The sequence below is a fragment of the Pantoea sp. VS1 genome (assembly GCF_002207995.1).
Taxonomy (GTDB): domain Bacteria; phylum Pseudomonadota; class Gammaproteobacteria; order Enterobacterales; family Enterobacteriaceae; genus Pantoea; species Pantoea dispersa.
The window spans coordinates 186,581-203,011 of record NZ_NHZE01000005.1; the positions used below are offsets into that span (position 1 = coordinate 186,581).

General features: G+C 59.4%; 19 protein-coding genes. 11 read left to right on the plus strand and 8 right to left on the minus strand.

Translation table 11 applies throughout. The features are described from left to right. The first annotated feature begins 128 nt into the window (after positions 1-128). The 7 genes from mlaF (at position 129) to murA (ending at position 4,919) form a co-directional block, all read left to right on the plus strand. Positions 129-944: a phospholipid ABC transporter ATP-binding protein MlaF gene (gene mlaF / locus CBW22_RS03240; protein ID WP_021507736.1), complete on the plus strand. Its 816-nt coding sequence runs from the start codon at positions 129-131 to the stop codon at positions 942-944. Positions 945-948: 4 nt separating this feature from the next. Then, complete coding sequence (gene mlaE / locus CBW22_RS03245) at positions 949-1,731, plus strand: lipid asymmetry maintenance ABC transporter permease subunit MlaE (protein ID WP_021507735.1); 783 nt, start codon at positions 949-951, stop codon at positions 1,729-1,731. 4 nt (positions 1,732-1,735) lie between these two features. Then, positions 1,736-2,278 (plus strand): outer membrane lipid asymmetry maintenance protein MlaD, encoded by a 543-nt coding sequence (gene mlaD / locus CBW22_RS03250; RefSeq protein WP_021507734.1) that lies wholly within the window; start codon positions 1,736-1,738, stop codon positions 2,276-2,278. Positions 2,279-2,297: 19 nt separating this feature from the next. Continuing rightward, positions 2,298-2,936: a phospholipid-binding protein MlaC gene (gene mlaC, locus CBW22_RS03255; protein ID WP_021507733.1), complete on the plus strand. Its 639-nt coding sequence runs from the start codon at positions 2,298-2,300 to the stop codon at positions 2,934-2,936. Further along, on the plus strand, positions 2,936-3,241 hold the full coding sequence (gene mlaB / locus CBW22_RS03260; protein WP_021507732.1) for a lipid asymmetry maintenance protein MlaB: 306 nt from the start codon (positions 2,936-2,938) through the stop codon (positions 3,239-3,241). The genes mlaC and mlaB overlap by 1 nt, the downstream gene beginning before the upstream one ends. Before the next feature lie 114 nt (positions 3,242-3,355). Beyond that, on the plus strand, positions 3,356-3,613 hold the full coding sequence (gene ibaG / locus CBW22_RS03265) for a BolA family iron metabolism protein IbaG (protein ID WP_007886637.1): 258 nt from the start codon (positions 3,356-3,358) through the stop codon (positions 3,611-3,613). A gap of 46 nt (positions 3,614-3,659) precedes the next feature. Then, a complete protein-coding gene (gene murA / locus CBW22_RS03270; protein WP_021507731.1) occupies positions 3,660-4,919 on the plus strand; it encodes a UDP-N-acetylglucosamine 1-carboxyvinyltransferase in 1,260 nt (419 codons plus the stop codon). A 62-nt stretch (positions 4,920-4,981) separates the two neighbouring features. Here murA and CBW22_RS03275 read toward each other — a convergent pair whose 3' ends face one another. Beyond that, a complete protein-coding gene (locus CBW22_RS03275) occupies positions 4,982-5,275 on the minus strand; it encodes a helix-turn-helix domain-containing protein (RefSeq protein WP_088516016.1) in 294 nt (97 codons plus the stop codon). Between the two features lie 238 nt (positions 5,276-5,513). Next, the gene (gene ispB, locus CBW22_RS03280) at positions 5,514-6,485 is read right to left on the minus strand and encodes an octaprenyl diphosphate synthase (protein ID WP_021507729.1); all 972 of its coding nucleotides are present in this window, start codon (positions 6,483-6,485) and stop codon (positions 5,514-5,516) included. Positions 6,486-6,739: 254 nt separating this feature from the next. Here ispB and rplU point away from each other — a divergent pair, with 254 nt between their 5' ends. The 3 genes from rplU to cgtA all read left to right on the plus strand — a co-directional run bounded on the left by rplU (position 6,740) and on the right by cgtA (position 8,749). Beyond that, positions 6,740-7,051 (plus strand): 50S ribosomal protein L21, encoded by a 312-nt coding sequence (gene rplU / locus CBW22_RS03285; RefSeq protein WP_021507728.1) that lies wholly within the window; start codon positions 6,740-6,742, stop codon positions 7,049-7,051. A gap of 15 nt (positions 7,052-7,066) precedes the next feature. Next, complete coding sequence (gene rpmA / locus CBW22_RS03290) at positions 7,067-7,324, plus strand: 50S ribosomal protein L27 (RefSeq protein WP_006121751.1); 258 nt, start codon at positions 7,067-7,069, stop codon at positions 7,322-7,324. A 249-nt stretch (positions 7,325-7,573) separates the two neighbouring features. Then, a complete protein-coding gene (gene cgtA / locus CBW22_RS03295; RefSeq protein WP_058759590.1) occupies positions 7,574-8,749 on the plus strand; it encodes an Obg family GTPase CgtA in 1,176 nt (391 codons plus the stop codon). A 376-nt stretch (positions 8,750-9,125) separates the two neighbouring features. Here the strand turns inward: cgtA and CBW22_RS03300 are convergent, their stop codons facing one another. The 5 genes from CBW22_RS03300 to CBW22_RS03320 are packed head-to-tail and all read right to left on the minus strand — an operon-like array spanning position 9,126 to position 13,976. Next, positions 9,126-9,542: a hotdog fold thioesterase gene (locus CBW22_RS03300; RefSeq protein ID WP_088516017.1), complete on the minus strand. Its 417-nt coding sequence runs from the start codon at positions 9,540-9,542 to the stop codon at positions 9,126-9,128. 3 nt (positions 9,543-9,545) lie between these two features. After that, positions 9,546-10,304, minus strand: a complete 759-nt coding sequence (dhbA, locus tag CBW22_RS03305; protein WP_088516018.1) for a 2,3-dihydro-2,3-dihydroxybenzoate dehydrogenase — start codon at positions 10,302-10,304, stop codon at positions 9,546-9,548. Further along, the gene (locus CBW22_RS03310) at positions 10,304-11,155 is read right to left on the minus strand and encodes an isochorismatase family protein (protein ID WP_088516019.1); all 852 of its coding nucleotides are present in this window, start codon (positions 11,153-11,155) and stop codon (positions 10,304-10,306) included. The genes dhbA and CBW22_RS03310 overlap by 1 nt, the downstream gene beginning before the upstream one ends. Positions 11,156-11,173: 18 nt before the next feature. Then, a complete protein-coding gene (locus CBW22_RS03315; protein ID WP_088516020.1) occupies positions 11,174-12,787 on the minus strand; it encodes a (2,3-dihydroxybenzoyl)adenylate synthase in 1,614 nt (537 codons plus the stop codon). 10 nt (positions 12,788-12,797) lie between these two features. Further along, positions 12,798-13,976: an isochorismate synthase gene (locus CBW22_RS03320; protein WP_370515556.1), complete on the minus strand. Its 1,179-nt coding sequence runs from the start codon at positions 13,974-13,976 to the stop codon at positions 12,798-12,800. A gap of 179 nt (positions 13,977-14,155) precedes the next feature. Here CBW22_RS03320 and fepB point away from each other — a divergent pair, with 179 nt between their 5' ends. Next, positions 14,156-15,121: a Fe2+-enterobactin ABC transporter substrate-binding protein gene (fepB, locus tag CBW22_RS03325; protein WP_088516021.1), complete on the plus strand. Its 966-nt coding sequence runs from the start codon at positions 14,156-14,158 to the stop codon at positions 15,119-15,121. On the opposite strand, the gene entS is transcribed toward fepB, so the two are convergent. Next, the gene (entS, locus tag CBW22_RS03330; protein ID WP_088516022.1) at positions 15,116-16,366 is read right to left on the minus strand and encodes an enterobactin transporter EntS; all 1,251 of its coding nucleotides are present in this window, start codon (positions 16,364-16,366) and stop codon (positions 15,116-15,118) included. The genes fepB and entS overlap by 6 nt on opposite strands. Positions 16,367-16,431 lie beyond the last annotated feature (65 nt).

A 16,431-nucleotide genomic window follows, 5' to 3' on the forward strand; every position in this document is an offset into this window, starting at 1 on the left:
AAAAGTAAATTTTAAGGCCGTTTTCGCCACACCGGACGGGTAAGTTTCTGTAAAACTATCGTGCATTGTGGTTTACCAGGCTACCATCCACCACGTTAATTACGCCCGATCCGTTTAAAGAGGTAATGATGATCCAGCAGCAAACGAATCTGGTTGAGGTTCGTGGCGTCAGTTTTACGCGCGGCAATCGCACCATCTTCGACGACATTTCGCTGACCGTTCCGGCGGGCAAAGTCACGGCGATTATGGGCCCTTCCGGCATCGGTAAAACCACCCTGCTGCGCCTGATTGGCGGGCAGCTGCAGCCGGACAAAGGTGAGATCTGGTTTCGTGACCAGAACATTCCGACGCTGTCGCGCCGTAAGCTGTATGACGTGCGTAAAAAAATGAGCATGCTGTTCCAGTCCGGTGCGCTGTTCACCGACCTTAACGTCTATGAAAACGTTGCCTGGCCGCTGCGCGAACACACCCGGCTGCCAGCGGAATTACTGCACAGCACGGTAATGATGAAGCTGGAAGCTGTGGGACTGCGCGGCGCCGCCCAGCTGATGCCGGCCGAACTCTCCGGCGGCATGGCGCGCCGGGCGGCGCTGGCGCGTGCAATTGCGCTGGAGCCGGAGCTGATCATGTTCGACGAACCCTTTGTCGGCCAGGATCCCATTACCATGGGCGTGCTGGTCAAGCTGATCGATGAGCTCAACCATTCGCTGGGCGTCACCTGCATTGTGGTTTCACACGACGTGCCAGAGGTCTTGAGCATTGCCGACCATGCCTATATTGTTGCCGGGCAAAAGATTATTGCTCAGGGTAGTGCGCCGCAGCTGAGGGAGAATCCCGATCCGCGCGTGCGCCAGTTTATTGAGGGTCATGCGGATGGTCCGGTGCCGTTCCGCTTCGCTGCCGGGGATTACCTCAGCGATCTGACCCGCACAGGGAGAAGCTAAACTGATGTGGTTACAGGCACTGGCGTCATTTGGGCGTCAGGGAATTAACACCTGTGCGGCCTTTGGCCGGGCGGGCTTAATGCTCTTCCATGCGCTGGTGGGTAAACCGGCGTTTCGTAAGCATGCGCCGCTGCTGGTGAAGCAGCTGTATAGCGTGGGCGTGCTGTCATTGCTGATCATTGTGGTCTCCGGCCTGTTCATTGGCATGGTGCTGGGGCTGCAGGGCTATCTGGTACTCACCACTTACAGCGCGGAAACCAGCCTGGGTATGCTGGTGGCGCTGTCGCTGCTGCGCGAACTGGGGCCGGTGGTCACCGCGCTGCTGTTTGCCGGACGCGCCGGCTCGGCGCTCACTGCGGAAATTGGCCTGATGAAAGCCACTGAGCAGCTCTCCAGCATGGAGATGATGGCGGTCGATCCGCTGCGCCGCGTGGTCTCGCCGCGCTTCTGGGCCGGCTTTATCAGTATGCCGCTGCTGGCGCTGATCTTTACCGCGGTGGGCATTGCCGGTGGCGCGCTGGTCGGGGTGGCCTGGAAAGGCATCGACCCGGGCTTTTTCTGGTCGGCGATGCAGAACGCGGTGGATTTTCGTACCGATGTGATCAACTGCCTTATCAAGAGCGCGGTGTTTGCCATCACGGTGACCTGGATCGCGCTGTTCAATGGGTATGACGCCATCCCGACTTCGGAAGGGATCAGTCGCGCGACGACGCGTACCGTAGTCCATGCTTCGCTGGCGGTGCTTGGACTGGATTTTGTGCTGACGGCACTGATGTTTGGGAATTAATGCAATGCAAAGCAAAAAAAACGAAATCTGGGTTGGCGTGTTTATGCTGGCTGCGCTGCTGGCGCTGCTGTTCCTCAGCCTGCGCGTCGCCGATCTTAAATCGCTGGGTACTGAGCCAACGTGGAAGCTGTACGCCACCTTCGATAATATCGGCGGCCTGAAAGTCAGCTCGCCGGTGAAAATTGGCGGCGTGGTGATTGGCCGCGTCACTGACATTTCACTGGATGACAAAACGCTGTCGCCGCGCGTCACCATGGACATCAGCGAACAGTATGCCAATAAAATTCCTGACACCAGCTCGCTGGCGATTCGCACCCAGGGTCTGCTGGGTGAGCAGTTCCTCGCGCTCAACTTAGGTTTTGACGATCCGGAGCTTGGCTCGGCGATGCTGAAAGATGGCGGCACGCTGCGGGATACCAAATCGGCGCTGGTGCTGGAAGACCTGATCGGCCAGTTCCTCTATAAGAGCGGCGACAACAAGGACAATGAGAAATCGTCGGGCGCCGCCAGCGCGAGCGCCCCGGCAGCACCTGCTACAACGGAATAACCCAGAGAGGTACAACACGATGTTAAAACGTTTCCTGATGGTGGCCCTGCTGGCCATCGCGCCGCTGGCGGCAAACGCAGCGGACGCCAACCAGAGCAATCCGTACAAGATGATGAACGAAGCGGCGGAGAAGACCTTTACCCGCCTGAAGAACGAACAGCCGAAGATTAAGCAGGATCCGAATTACCTGCGCGAAATCGTGCGCCAGGAGCTGCTGCCGTACGTGCAGATTAAATACGCGGGGGCGCTGGTACTGGGTCGTTACTACCGTGAAGCCACGCCGGCGCAGCGCGACGCCTATTTTGCCGCGTTCGGGGATTATCTGGCGCAGGCTTATGGTCAGGCGCTGGCGTTGTATCACGGCCAGACTTACCAGATTCAGCCTGAGCAGCCGATTGGCGATGCCAATATCGTGGCGATTCGCGTCACCATCATCGATCCCAACGGTCGTCCGCCGGTGCGCCTTGATTTCCAGTGGCGCAAGAACAGCCAGACCGGCAACTGGCAGGCTTATGACATGATTGCCGAAGGCATCAGCATGATCACCACCAAACAGAATGAGTGGAGCGATCTGCTGCGCACCAAAGGCATCGACGGCCTGACTGCGCAGCTGAAAACCTATGCCGCGCAGCCTATCACCCTGGACAAGCAGCAATAATGAGCGAACCGTTACGCTGGCAGCGCACTGCCAGCACGCTGGCCCTGAGCGGCAAACTGGACCGCGATACGCTGCTGGCGCTGTGGCAGGCGCGTGACAGCGCCATGGCCGGTATCACTACGATTGACGTGGCGGCGCTGGATCGGGTTGATTCTGCCGGACTGGCGCTGCTGGTGCATCTGCGCGAAATCGCGCGGGCGCAGGGCACGACGCCGCTTTTCAGTGGTATCACCGATAAGCTCGACTCGTTAATCAAGCTGTACAACCTGCAGCAGATTATTGTTTCTGCGGAACAAATCGCCTGATTAACGGCGCTGCTGACAAAGCCCCTTATTTTTTCAGGGGCTTTTGCGTATTTAAGAGTCAGGCGCTTTCCTCTAAGATATCCGCCTTATTATTATCAAGTGAAGCAATGAGCGATGGAAAATAGTGAAGTTCAGGCCGTGCTAATGCAGGCGCTGCCGTTAGAAGAAGTACATGTTCTCAGCAACGATGGCAGCCATTTCCAGGTCATTGCCGTGGGCGAAATGTTTGGCGAGCTGAGCCGCGTAAAGAAACAGCAGGCTGTGTACGCGCCGCTGATGGAATACATTGCGGATAACCGTATTCATGCGGTGTCCATCAAGACTTATACCCCAGCCGAGTGGGCGCGCGACCGTAAACTCAACGGTTTCTAAGCGCCACTCTGGCTGTTTTGTTGATAGATAATTGAGAGCCGTGTTAATGGACAAATTTCGTGTGCAAGGCCCCACCCGTTTAAGCGGTGAAGTGACCATTTCCGGGGCGAAGAATGCTGCGCTGCCGATTCTGTTTGCTGCGCTGCTGGCTGAAGAGCCGGTAGAGATTCAGAACGTGCCGAAGCTGCGTGACATCGATACCACCATGAAGCTGCTGAGCCTGCTCGGTGCGCGCGTGGAACGCAATGGTTCGGTCCACGTTGATGCGCGCGAAGTTAATGTCTTCAGTGCACCGTACGATCTGGTGAAAACCATGCGCGCCTCCATCTGGGCGCTGGGGCCGCTGGTGGCGCGTTTTGGCCAGGGCCAGGTTTCTCTGCCGGGCGGCTGTGCGATTGGTGCGCGTCCGGTCGATCTGCACATTACCGGCCTGGAGCAGCTGGGTGCCGAGATCAAACTGGAAGAGGGCTATGTTAAAGCCTCTGTGGATGGCCGCCTGAAGGGCGCGCACATTGTGATGGATAAGGTCAGCGTGGGCGCGACCGTGACCATCATGAGCGCCGCAACGCTGGCGACGGGCACCACCATCATTGAAAACGCGGCGCGTGAACCGGAGATTGTCGACACGGCAAACTTCCTTAACACGCTGGGCGCGAAAATCAGCGGCGCCGGCACCGACAAAATCACCATCGAGGGCGTTGAGCGCCTCGGCGGCGGCGTCTATCGTGTGTTGCCGGACCGTATCGAAACCGGCACCTTCCTCGTGGCCGGCGCTATCTCGCGCGGCAAAGTGGTGTGCCGCAATGCGCAGCCAGACACGCTGGACGCCGTGCTGGCGAAACTGCGTGACGCGGGTGCGGAGATTGAAGTTGGCGAAGACTGGGTGAGCCTGGATATGCACGGCAAGCGTCCGAAAGCGGTTAACATCCGTACCGCACCGCACCCGGGTTTCCCGACCGACATGCAGGCGCAGTTTACGCTGCTCAACCTGGTGGCTGAAGGCACCGGCGTGATTACCGAGACCATCTTCGAAAACCGCTTCATGCACATCCCGGAGCTGATTCGTATGGGTGCGCACGCCGAAATCGAAAGCAACACCGCTATCTGTCACGGTGTTGAAACCTTGTCCGGCGCGCAGGTGATGGCGACCGATCTGCGTGCGTCAGCCAGTCTGGTACTGGCAGGCTGCATTGCAGAAGGTGCGACGCTGGTGGATCGTATCTACCACATCGATCGTGGCTACGAGCACATTGAAGACAAGCTGAAAGCGTTAGGCGCCAACATCGAGCGCGTCAGCGGCGAGTAACCCTTTGTCCTGATTGCCAGGCATGAAAACCAGTCACGACAGCGTGGCTGGTTTTTTTTGCTTTACCCGCGTGAGGCGATCTTTTTCAGATCCTGGGGCGATCGAATGCGTTTTTTACGATCCAGCAGACGCTGTGTGACCGGATCAAAATAGCGGCTGGGCCAGATCTCGGAAGGATGGACCTTCAGCGCCGTGGCGATCAGCCATTCACCTTTGGGCCAGGGGCGCGACAGCGCGTTGGCCAGCGTCGATGAACTGAGGCCAGATTGACGTGACAGGGCGGCCAGTGACGTACCGCGCTTGCGCAGGGCCGCAATGATATCTGCCGGATGCCAGTCTTCTCTCCTTGCATGCATAACTCTCTTCTCCGTGTCCGTGTTAGTGCTCCATCTCTGCAGCGCTGTGGCTCTCCTGCGCAGAGATAACTGGAAAAATCCGGATTTTTATAGCAAATAATTTCCATATGTTTCCAGTAATTGTTTTGCCTGTGCACGAAACTGCGCAGTTTTTCGCAAAAATGCTGCAAGGGAATGTAATCAGACGGGCAGAGCAGGGGAGAGAAATAAAAACGGGGCCGGACGGCCCCGTAGCAGGTCAGAAATCGCGCTGCACCGACATATGCGCCAGTGCTTCCAGTGCGCTGCGCCACGGCGTTTCTGGCAGTGCCTGTAGCGCGGCGATGGCTTTATCCGCCTCTTCTTCGGCGCGTTTGCGCGTCCATTCCAGCGAACCGGTTTGCTGCATTGCCGCCAGCACCGGCTCCAGCAGATGACGACCATTACCCTCTTCGATCGCCTTGCGGATCATCTGCGCCTGCTCGGGCGTGCCGTTGTGCATGGCGTGCAGCAGCGGCAGCGTCGGCTTGCCTTCGCTCAGATCATCACCGGTATTTTTGCCCAGCGTCTCGCCGTCGGCGCTGTAATCCAGCAGATCGTCGATCAGCTGAAACGCCGTACCGAGATAGCGGCCATAATCCTGCAGCGCTTTCTCCTGCGCCGGCGTGGCCTCCGCGAGGATCGCCGAAGCCTGCGAAGCGGCTTCAAACAGGCGGGCGGTTTTGCTGTAGATCACCCGCATGTAGCTCTCTTCGGTGATATCCGGATCGTTGCAGTTCATCAGCTGCAGCACTTCCCCTTCGGCGATCACGTTCACCGCTTCGGACATCAGTGCAAGGATCTTCAGCGATCCCATGCTGGTCATCATCTGGAAGGCGCGGGTATAGATAAAATCCCCGACCAGCACGCTCGCCGCATTGCCGAACGCGGCGTTAGCGGTGGCTTTGCCACGGCGCATATCGGATTCATCCACCACATCATCGTGCAGCAGCGTCGCCGTGTGGATAAATTCGATCAGCGCCGCATTGGTCACATGCAGCGATCCCTGATAATTCAGCGCGCGTGCTGACAGCACCGCGATCATCGGACGGATGCGTTTGCCTCCCCCGCTGATGATGTAATAGCCCAACTGGTTAATCAGTGAGACATCTGAATTCAGCTGGTCGAGGATGGTCTGGTTGACGGCCGCCATGTCCTGCGCGGTTAATTCGTTAATCTGTTCTAAGTTCATTCGTCTGTTCAGCTTTGACTCGTTTTCTGCATGGTAAGCGCTTTTACCCAGCGTGAGTTCAGGTAATCTGTTACTGATTGTACTTGAAAAATCGGGTTGAGAAACGTTTGCATTCGTCCTGCGCTTTTTTTCTGCAAGAGAGTGCAAAGTGCACTTGTCTTCTGCTGGAGTTTTGCGTAGAATTCGCGCCCTATTGTGAATATTTATCGCGCCGCCTGATGAACAGAAAGGCATGCGCAGAAGCGGAGTTTTATATGTACGCGGTTTTCCAAAGTGGTGGTAAACAACACCGAGTAAGCGAAGGTCAGACCGTTCGCCTGGAAAAGCTGGACATCGCAACCGGTGAAACCATCGAGTTCGACCAGGTTCTGATGATTGCAAATGGCGAAGACGTGAAAATCGGCGCGCCACTGGTTTCAGGCGGTGTGATCAAGGCAGAAGTTGTTGCTCACGGTCGTGGCGAGAAAATTAAAATCGTTAAGTTTCGTCGTCGTAAACACTACCGTAAGCAAGCTGGTCACCGTCAGTGGTTCACTGATGTGAAAATCACTGTGATCAGCGCGTAAGAGGAGATCTGACAAATGGCACATAAAAAGGCTGGTGGCTCGACTCGTAACGGTCGCGACTCCAATGCAAAACGTCTGGGTGTTAAGCGTTTCGGTGGTGAATCTGTTCTGGCAGGTAGCATCATCGTTCGTCAGCGTGGTACCAAATTCCACGCCGGTAACAACGTAGGTTGTGGTCGTGACCACACTCTGTTTGCTACCGCAGACGGCAAAGTTAAATTCGAAGTTAAAGGTCCTAACAACCGTAAATACATCAGCATCGTTGCTGAGTAAGGTTGTTGTGCCGCAGACGATTAACGTCTGAACACACGAATGGAAGGCCCCGCAGCTTTGCGGGGCTTTTTACATTCTGCCGCAGGTTACGGCAATCACGCTGACCTTGCGCCTCAGTTTGCTGTACACTTTATGTACACATGGCTTTGCCAATCCTGTATTATCCGCCGCCGGTCAGCGCAGAAGACCCTGGCGGACCCGTTTGTCGCCCGCAGCGTGGCGCAAACGACAGTGTGACGGAGATAAAAAATGAAGTTTGTTGATGAAGCGACGATCCTGGTGGTCGCGGGTGATGGTGGCAACGGTTGCGTCAGCTTCCGCCGCGAGAAGTACATTCCCAAAGGGGGACCGGACGGCGGTGACGGCGGTGACGGCGGCGATGTTTACCTGCTGGCGGATGAAAACCTCAACACCCTGATCGATTATCGTTTCGAAAAATCTTTCCGCGCCGAACGCGGCCAGAATGGCCAGAGCCGTGACTGTACCGGTAAACGCGGTAAAGACATTATTGTTAAAGTGCCGGTGGGTACGCGCGTTATCGATCAGGGCACGGGCGAAACGCTGGGCGACATGACGCGCCATGAGCAGAAGCTGATGGTGGCGAAAGGTGGCTGGCACGGTCTGGGCAACACCCGCTTCAAATCGTCCGTGAACCGTACGCCGCGTCAGAAAACCATGGGCACGCCGGGCGAGAAGCGCGACCTGCAGCTGGAGCTGATGCTGCTGGCAGACGTGGGGATGCTGGGGCTGCCTAACGCCGGTAAATCGACCTTTATCCGCGCGGTATCAGCGGCGAAGCCAAAAGTGGCGGATTATCCGTTCACTACCTTAGTGCCAAGCCTCGGCGTGGTACGTATGGACAGCGAAAAGAGCTTCGTGGTCGCCGACATTCCCGGCCTGATTGAAGGCGCAGCAGAAGGCGCGGGCCTCGGCATTCGCTTCCTCAAGCATCTGGAGCGCTGCCGTGTGCTGCTGCACCTCATCGACATCGCGCCAATCGACGAATCCGATCCGGTAGAAAACGCCCGCATCATTCTCGGCGAGCTGGAGAAATACAGCGACAAGCTGTACCAGAAACCGCGCTGGCTGGTGTTCAATAAAACTGACCTGCTGAGCCGTGAAGAGGCGGAAAGCCGCGCTAAAGCGATTGCCGAAGCGCTGGGCTGGGATGAGAAGTACTATCTGATCTCCGCCGCCAGCCGTGACGGTGTCAATGAGCTGTGCTGGGATGTGATGAGCTTTATCATCGCGAATCCAAAAGAAGCGGAAGAAGAAGCGAAGCAGCCGGAGAAAGTGGCCTTCATGTGGGATGATTACCACCGTGAAGCGCTGGAAAATGCTCAGGAAGTGGAAGAAGACGAAGACTGGGATGACGACTGGGATGAAGACGACGACGAAGGCGTCGAGATCATTTATCAGCGTTGATGTCAGAAAAAAAAGCGGCCAGATGGCCGCTTTTTTTATAGCTGTTTAGCGCAGAGCACCAGGCCGCACCATCATTCCCTCTCCCCGCGGGAGAGAGCACCAGCCCGCACCATCATTCCCTCTCCCCGTGGGAGAGAGCACCAGCCCGCACCATCATTCCCTCACCCCGTGGGAGAGAGCACCAGCCCGCACCATCATTCCCTCTCCCGTAAGAGAGAGCACCAGCCCGCACAATCATTCCCTCTCCCCGCGGGAGAGAGCACCAGCCCGCACAATCATCCCTCTCCCCGCAGGAGAAAGCACCAGCCCGCACCATCATTCCCTCTCCCTGTGGGAGAGGGCAGGGTGAGGGCATCAGGCCGCAGCGGAACCAAACCTACCCCAGCACCGCCACCGTCAGCCGCGAACTGCAACACAGCTGATCGCGACCATTGCGTATCTCAATCTGCCAGCTCTGATTGCGCGCCCCCAGATGCAGCGGACGACAAACACCGCGCACCTCGCCGCTGCTCACCGCCCGATGATGGCTGGCGCTCACCTCAATGCCCACAACGCTTTTACCTTCTTCCACGCTCAGGTAACCGGCAATGGAGCCCATCGACTCCGCCAGCACCACCGACGCGCCGCCGTGCAGCAGACCAAACGGCTGCTGCGTGCGGCTGTCTACCGGCATGGTGGCCTCCAGATAATCGTCACCGATGGCGGTAAACACGATGCCCAGATGCGCCACCAGCGAGTTATCGCCCAGCTGATTCAGCGTGGCGATATCCACCGTACGTTTCCAGATTGCCATGCCTCAGGCTCCCAGCGTTGCGCCACCGTCCACCACAATATCCTGCAGCACCACGTGGCTGGCAAGATCCGAGGCCAGGAACAGGATATTGTTCACGATCTCCTGCGGCTGGGCGATCTTACGCAGCGGGATCCCCAGCTTGTACTGATCCGGGAAACCGTTGATCATCTCCTGCTCGGCTTCCGGCGTATGCCACAGGCTGCGCTGCATATCGGTATCGGTTGATCCCGGTGAGACAATGTTGCAGCGCACGCCATACGGTGCCATCTCCAGCCCAACCGTCTGGCACAGGCTGCGCAGCGCTGCTTTGGACGCGCCATAGGCTGACATGCCGAGGCGCGGGGCGTGCGCGGCGTTAGAGGCGATGGTGACAATCGCGCCAGCGCGCTGCTGGCGGAAGACCGGCAGCGTCTGCTGGAACAGGTTAAACGCGCCGCCGGCGTTGACGGCGAGACACGCCTGCCAGTCAGTAAACGACAGCGCATCGGTGCTGCCGATGCGCAGAATGCCCGCGCCGTTCACCAGGATATCCAGCCGCGGCTGGCTGGCCAGCAGTGACTGACAGCAATCGCGCACCGCAGCGCTGTCGGCGACATCCAGCTGGCAGGTGGCAAACGGATAGTCATCCTGGCCAAAGTGCAAATCAAAACCGGTCACCTGCGCACCGGCCTGATGGAACGCCAGCGCGGTGTGATAGCCGATGCCTTTGCCGGCACCGGTCACCCAGACAATTTTTCCGCTGAAATCAAAACAGGCGCTCATTATGCTGGCACCCGTGACAGCAGCGCCCACCAGCCATCAATGCTGGGGTTTTTCGCCAGGCTGATGAAGTCGATATCGCTGTGCACCTGACGCCAGCGCGCCGCCAGCGCCATCACGCGCACCGAATCCAGCCCATAATCGATCAGGTTTTCATCATCTTCCGGCACGTCATCATCTTCCAGCAGCGGCAGAATCAGCGCGCGCAGCGCGTCCTTGCTCTGTGGCAGCGGCATCAGGTCGGCGGTCATCACCACTTTGCCACTGCGACCTGCGGTGTAGGTCAGCGCCATCATATGCTCGTCGCGCGAGAAGTCGGCCAGCGCATCGGCCACCATAAACGGCTGGATGTTACGCATGAAGGCGTCGGTAGCGGTGGTCAGGCAGCCGATGTGGGCATACACGCCAGTAATGATCAGCTGATCGCGGCCCATCTCCTGCAGGATAGACTCCAGCGGCGAGCGTACGAACGCGCTGTAGCGCCATTTAGTCAGCACCTGATCGTCCTGATCCGGCGCCAGCGCGTCGACGATCTTCTGCTGATCCGGATGTTTGTTCAGCCCCGGTCCCCACATATCATTCAGCAGCGCGCGATCCTCATCGCTTTGCTGGTTGGGCTGGGCGGTATAGAACACCGGAATGCCCTGCGCTTTGCAGTAAGCGCGCAGGCGGGCAATGTTCTCCACCACCTGATTCACCAGCGGGCTGTCTTCGCCCCAGAAGTTGAGGAAATAGGCCTGCATATCGTGAATCAGCAGCGCCGCGCGCTGCGGCTCCAGCGCCCATTGTACTTTGTTAGCCGGCAGCTCAGTGGCGGCGGGCAGCGCATAAGACGTCAGTTTTGGAATAGCCATTACAATCTCCGGAAAAAATCAGGCTTGCGTCTGCTCAGCAAGCTGTTGGCGTAAACGTTTTTTATCCACTTTGCCCACCGGAGTCAGCGGCAGGGCGTCGACGCAGGTAATGCGGTCGGGAAGTTTGAATTCGGCAATGCCCAGCTCGCGCAGATGGCGGCGCAGCGCGACCGGTTTTACCGGCTGGCGTGCCACAATGAAGGCACAGCTCTTTTCACCCATCAGCTCATCGTGCATGGACACCAGCGCGGCGTGGATCACATCCGGATGGCGCAGCAGCAGGTTTTCGATCTCTTCGGCCGCGATCTTCTCGCCGCCGCGGTTGATCTGATCCTTTTCGCGTCCCTGTACGGTGATGTAACCCTGAGCGTTGATCTCAATCAGATCGCCTGAGCAGTAAAAACCGTTGGCGTCGAAGCTGGCGGCATTGTGCTCCGGGCTGTTGTAGTAACCCCGGAAGGTGTAAGGGCCGCGCGTCATCAGGCGACCCACCTGGCCCGGCGGCAGCGGATTGCCGTTCTCGTCGGCCACCCACACTTCGTCATCTTCCGAAATCGGCCGCCCCTGAGTAGTCAGAATGGTTTGCTCGTCATCGCCGAAGCGCGTGTAGTTAACCAGCCCTTCCGCCATGCCAAACACCTGCTGCAGCTGGCAGCCGATTTCACGCTGAATGCGTGCGGCCAGCGTTTCGCCCAGTTTGGCTCCGCCCACCTGAATGCGCTGCAGCGAGGCCAGCGCTGTGTTGCTGCCCCACTCCTGAATTGCCTGCAACCACAGGCTGACCGCCGGCGGCACCAGTCCGGTATCGGTCACCTGGTGCTGCTCAATCAGCGGGAAGCAGAGCGTGGCGCTGGGGTCCGCGGCGAGAATCACCTGGCCACCGGCATAGAACACCCCGAGCGAACCGGGGGAACTCATGGCGAAGTTATGCGGCGCGGGCAGGGCGATCAGATAGCGCGTGTCGGCGTTGATGTGGCAAATCTCGTCGCTGGCACGGATGCTGTAGTAGTAGTCGTTGTGGGTGCGCGGAATCAGCTTCGGCGTGCCGGTGCTGCCGCCGGAGAGCTGGAAAAACGCCACTTCATCGGCGGCCGTCGGTGTCGCGATAAAATCGCCAGCCGCTTCATCCTGCAGCGACGCCAGCGTATTTTCCGCCTGCGCGTCGTTACGCAGGATCACCTGCTGCAGCGTGGGCTGCGCCTCGCACAGCGTGGCGATGAAGTCGTCGCTGGCAAACAGCGCGTGCTGGCGATCGGCGATCAGCAGTTTCGGTGCAATCTGCTGCGCATAGGCCTGCAGTTCAGTGCGCTGATGGCTGAACAGTGCGTACACCGGGACCACGCCCAGCTTAAACAGCGCAAACAGCGTAACGTAAAAGTCCGCCACGTTGCCGAGCTGCACCAGCGCCGTGTCACCGCGCTGTAAACCGCGCCGCTGCAGCGCCGCCGCCAGATTATCACTGCGTTGCGCCAGCTGGCGGTAGCTGAGCTGCAAAGGGCCGTCGATCACGGCGATAGCGTCGTTTTCGCGATGGCGGTCGATGATGTCGGTCAGCGGCACGTCGATCCAGTAGCCTTTTTCGCGGTAGCGCGCGGCCAGATGTGCCGGCCAGCGGCTGAAGGGAATGCTCATGCTTGTTCCTTTATTGCAGTCCAAAAGCGCGCAACATGGTGTCCAGCTTCACACCCGTTTCACGCCATTCTGATTCCGGTTGTGAGTCGGCGACGATGCCAGCGCCGGCAAACAGCCGCACGCGCGTGCCGTTTACCGTTCCGCAGCGAATGGTCACCACCCATTCGCCATTGCCTTCGCTGTCGCACCAGCCGACGATGCCGCCAAACAGCTGGCGATCAAAGGGTTCGAGCTGCTGAATCAGCTGCTGCGCGCGGGCGTGCGGGAAGCCGCTCAGGGCCGGGGTTGGGTGCAGCAGCGCAGCCAGCGACAGCGCGTTTTCGCGCTCATCCTGCACTTCGCCATCGATTTGCGTCGCCAGATGCCACAGCGTGGCGGTGGTGATCAGCGACGGCACGGTAGGCACCGACAGCAGGCGGCTACGCGGCTGCAGCGTGCTGCGCATCGCGTCGGTCACCAGCTGATGTTCGTGGCGATCTTTGGCTGACGCCATCAGGGTGTTACCTGCCGCGCGATCGGCGCTGACGTCGTCATGATGGCGGCGCGCCGAGCCGGCCAGCGGGCAGGAGGAGAAATCGCGCCCCTGTTTGCGCAGCATCAGTTCCGGGCTGGCGCCCACCAGTGCGCCGCCTTCCGCCAGCGGCAGATGGAAATGGTAGCTATTGGGATTTTGCGCGATGACGCGCTGCATCAGCGCGGCGGTATCCACCGGCTGCTCCGTGACGATATCCATCAGGCGCGACAGCACCACTTTGTCCGGATCGCCGCGCTGGATGGTGGCAACGGCGTCGGCCACCATGCGGGTAAACACCGCGTGGTCTGGCACTGCCGTCCGCCGCCGCACTGCCGGCAGATCGCTCTGCTGCGCCGGCAGCGCCTGTTGCAGGTCGGCGCGATTAAAGCTCTGCCAAGATTCGGGTATGAACAGCGACGCTGGCTGGCTGACGTCAAACGGAATCGCGCCCACCAGCAGCGGATTGGCGATCCCCTGCTTTTTCGCCGCGGCAAAGTGCTGGCGCAGCTGCTGTTGAAAGTCGCCCTGCAGCAGCGCGGCATCGCCCACCGGCGTGTTGATCGTGGTATAGCAGCCCTGGGTGGCCAGGCTGCGCCATGGCGAGGTGAAAAGGAAACCGCGGCACAGCGCGGAAAAATCCTTCAGCCAGGCATTTTCAAACGTGGAGCTTTCCACCATAATTTTCACCTATAAATGATAAGATTATTAAGAATGATTATCATTTTTATTATGGCTCTGTAACCTACGTCGAAAGGGGCAAAGAGTCAATCCATTCGCGGGATTTACCGTGCTGTCAGACGTAAGCGGCGGCTGACGCCGGGCCAGGCATTAAGCTAAAAGGTGGATCAAAACTTATGAATAAATGCGGTTTATGGGGCATGGCTGTCCTGTTGTTCATTTTCCAGTCGCTGTCAGGGACAGCGCGGGCCGACCAGGGCTGGCCGCGCAGCGTACAGGGCGCGACCGGAACGGTAACGCTTAACCAGGCACCACAGCGCATTGTCTCCACCAGCGTCACGCTGACTGGCTCGCTGCTGGCGATTGACGCGCCGGTCATCGCCTCAGGCGCGACCGCACCGAAAAGCCGCCTGGCCGACGATCAGGGCTTTTTCCGTCAGTGGGGCGAGGTGGCAAAGCAGCGCCACGTTAAGCGGCTGTACATTGGTGAGCCGAGCGCCGAGGCGATTGCGGCGCAAGCCCCGGATCTGATCATCGTCAGCGCCACCGGTAATGACTCTGCCCTGAAGCTGGTCAGTCAGCTGTCCGCCATTGCCCCCACGCTGGTGGTCAACTACGACGATAAGAGCTGGCAGGATGTGGTTACGCTGCTGGGGCAGGCCACCGGCCATGAAGCACAGGCGGCGCAGCGCGTAAAAGAGTTCGACGATCGCGAAGCGGCGCTGAAGCAGGCCATTACGCTGCCGCCGCAGCCGGTCTCCGCGATGGTATGGAACGGTGATGGCCGGGCGGTGAATCTGTGGACCGCCGCATCGGCGCAGGGCAAACTGCTGCAGCAGCTCGGTTTTACCCTGGCGCAGCCGCCGGCCGGCACGCAACAGGGGCACAGCATGGGCCAGCGCAAAGACATTATTCAGCTCTCGGGCGAGAATCTCGCCGCCAGCCTGACCGGTCACAGCTTCCTGCTGTTTGCCGGCGATGACAAAACCGCGCAGTCAGTGCTGAGCAACCCGTTCCTGGCACAAAACGCGGCGGTGCGCGATAAGCAGGTCTATGCGCTGGGCATCGACACCTTCCGCCTGGATTACTACAGCGCCAGCAATCTGCTGACGCGTCTGCATCAGCTGTTCGTCAAATCATGATGTTTGCTGCGCCAGCACCGGCGCGGGCGCCTGATAGCGCCGCAATCCTTTCATCATCAGCCACATCATGACGCCAAGCAGTGTCGCGGCACAGCCAAACGCCGCGGCAGCCTGCGCCGGTAACAGCCACGAACCGAGGGCACCAATCAGCGCGGCGCCGAGGGCATCGCCGCACACGTTCTGCGCCGTCCACAGGCTGTTGATGCGGCCCAGCAGATGATTCGGCGTCAGCAGCTGAATCATCGCGTATTGCACCAGGCTGTTGATAGCACTGAAATAGCCGAAGCCCGCCAGACACAGCAGCGCCAGCCACAGCGTCGGCATCAGGCTGAACAGGCCCAGGGCGACGAAACCGGCCACGGCACTGCCCAGCACCAGCCGCCCCGGGCGCGCCGCCTGTTTCAGCCTGCCGCTGGTAAATGCACCCACGGCGGCACCGAGCGGCACGGCAGCGTACAGCATACCGAGCTGGTCGGCGCTGACTGACCAGTGCGGTGCCAGCGCCGGGTACAGCACGCGGATGGCGCTGGCCAGCGTTACCAGCGCACCGGTCAGCGCCACCATGCCGACCAGCGGGCTGGCGAACAGGAATTGCACACCGGTTGCCAGCGCCCGCAGCGGGTGCTCGCGCGGCTGCGGAGGCGGGGGCAGCGCAGGCAGCTTCAGCAGCGTCAGCACCGTCAGCAGCGTGCCGAAGGCGGTCAGTCCGTAATTCCACAGCACGCCGCCGTGCGCGATCACCACACCCGCAATCGCCGGCGATAAAATCGAGCCGAAGCGCACCGTCAGCATGGTAATGGCACCGGCCTGCATGATGTTTTCGCGTCCCACCAGCGCTGGCGTAGCGGCCAGCAGCGCCGTGACGCCAATCGCGCCAAAAAAGCCGTCCCACAAGCCCAGCAGATAGACCGCCAGCAGCGAAGGCGCGGGCAGCGCGGCATTTATCGCCAGCGCGACAAAGCCCAGTCCGCAGGTGGTGCGGGCAAACAGGATCAACTTCTTACGCTCATAGCGATCGGCGAGCACGCCGCCGGTCAGCAGGCCAGTAAACATGCCGGCAGCGGACAGTGTGACGGCGAGGCCCACCAGCAGCGGTGAATGGGTCATCTGCTGAATCTGCACCGGCACGGCAACGGCCAGCATGCCGAGCGCCACAATCGAGATAAAACGCGCAATAAACACCGCGCGAAACGCCGCGTGGGTTTTCAGCAGTGAGAGATCGATAAAGTGAGAGGGTTTGTTCATTGTTTCGCCTTTTTGCACCAATTTTCCTCATCATCCGCGAGGCGACTCATGGTAACATAGGCAAA

What these genes read in the sequence shown, in the direction of transcription:
- mlaF (WP_021507736.1), top strand. Translation starts at nt 129, where the DNA reads ATGATCCAGCAGCAAACGAATCTGGTTGAGGTTCGTGGCGTCAGTTTT.
- mlaE (WP_021507735.1), top strand. Translation starts at nt 949, where the DNA reads ATGTGGTTACAGGCACTGGCGTCATTTGGGCGTCAGGGAATTAACACC.
- mlaD (WP_021507734.1), top strand. Translation starts at nt 1,736, where the DNA reads ATGCAAAGCAAAAAAAACGAAATCTGGGTTGGCGTGTTTATGCTGGCT.
- mlaC (WP_021507733.1), top strand. Translation starts at nt 2,298, where the DNA reads ATGTTAAAACGTTTCCTGATGGTGGCCCTGCTGGCCATCGCGCCGCTG.
- mlaB (WP_021507732.1), top strand. Translation starts at nt 2,936, where the DNA reads ATGAGCGAACCGTTACGCTGGCAGCGCACTGCCAGCACGCTGGCCCTG.
- ibaG (WP_007886637.1), top strand. Translation starts at nt 3,356, where the DNA reads ATGGAAAATAGTGAAGTTCAGGCCGTGCTAATGCAGGCGCTGCCGTTA.
- murA (WP_021507731.1), top strand. Translation starts at nt 3,660, where the DNA reads ATGGACAAATTTCGTGTGCAAGGCCCCACCCGTTTAAGCGGTGAAGTG.
- CBW22_RS03275 (WP_088516016.1), bottom strand. Translation starts at nt 5,275, where the DNA reads ATGCATGCAAGGAGAGAAGACTGGCATCCGGCAGATATCATTGCGGCC.
- ispB (WP_021507729.1), bottom strand. Translation starts at nt 6,485, where the DNA reads ATGAACTTAGAACAGATTAACGAATTAACCGCGCAGGACATGGCGGCC.
- rplU (WP_021507728.1), top strand. Translation starts at nt 6,740, where the DNA reads ATGTACGCGGTTTTCCAAAGTGGTGGTAAACAACACCGAGTAAGCGAA.
- rpmA (WP_006121751.1), top strand. Translation starts at nt 7,067, where the DNA reads ATGGCACATAAAAAGGCTGGTGGCTCGACTCGTAACGGTCGCGACTCC.
- cgtA (WP_058759590.1), top strand. Translation starts at nt 7,574, where the DNA reads ATGAAGTTTGTTGATGAAGCGACGATCCTGGTGGTCGCGGGTGATGGT.
- CBW22_RS03300 (WP_088516017.1), bottom strand. Translation starts at nt 9,542, where the DNA reads ATGGCAATCTGGAAACGTACGGTGGATATCGCCACGCTGAATCAGCTG.
- dhbA (WP_088516018.1), bottom strand. Translation starts at nt 10,304, where the DNA reads ATGAGCGCCTGTTTTGATTTCAGCGGAAAAATTGTCTGGGTGACCGGT.
- CBW22_RS03310 (WP_088516019.1), bottom strand. Translation starts at nt 11,155, where the DNA reads ATGGCTATTCCAAAACTGACGTCTTATGCGCTGCCCGCCGCCACTGAG.
- CBW22_RS03315 (WP_088516020.1), bottom strand. Translation starts at nt 12,787, where the DNA reads ATGAGCATTCCCTTCAGCCGCTGGCCGGCACATCTGGCCGCGCGCTAC.
- fepB (WP_088516021.1), top strand. Translation starts at nt 14,156, where the DNA reads ATGAATAAATGCGGTTTATGGGGCATGGCTGTCCTGTTGTTCATTTTC.
- entS (WP_088516022.1), bottom strand. Translation starts at nt 16,366, where the DNA reads ATGAACAAACCCTCTCACTTTATCGATCTCTCACTGCTGAAAACCCAC.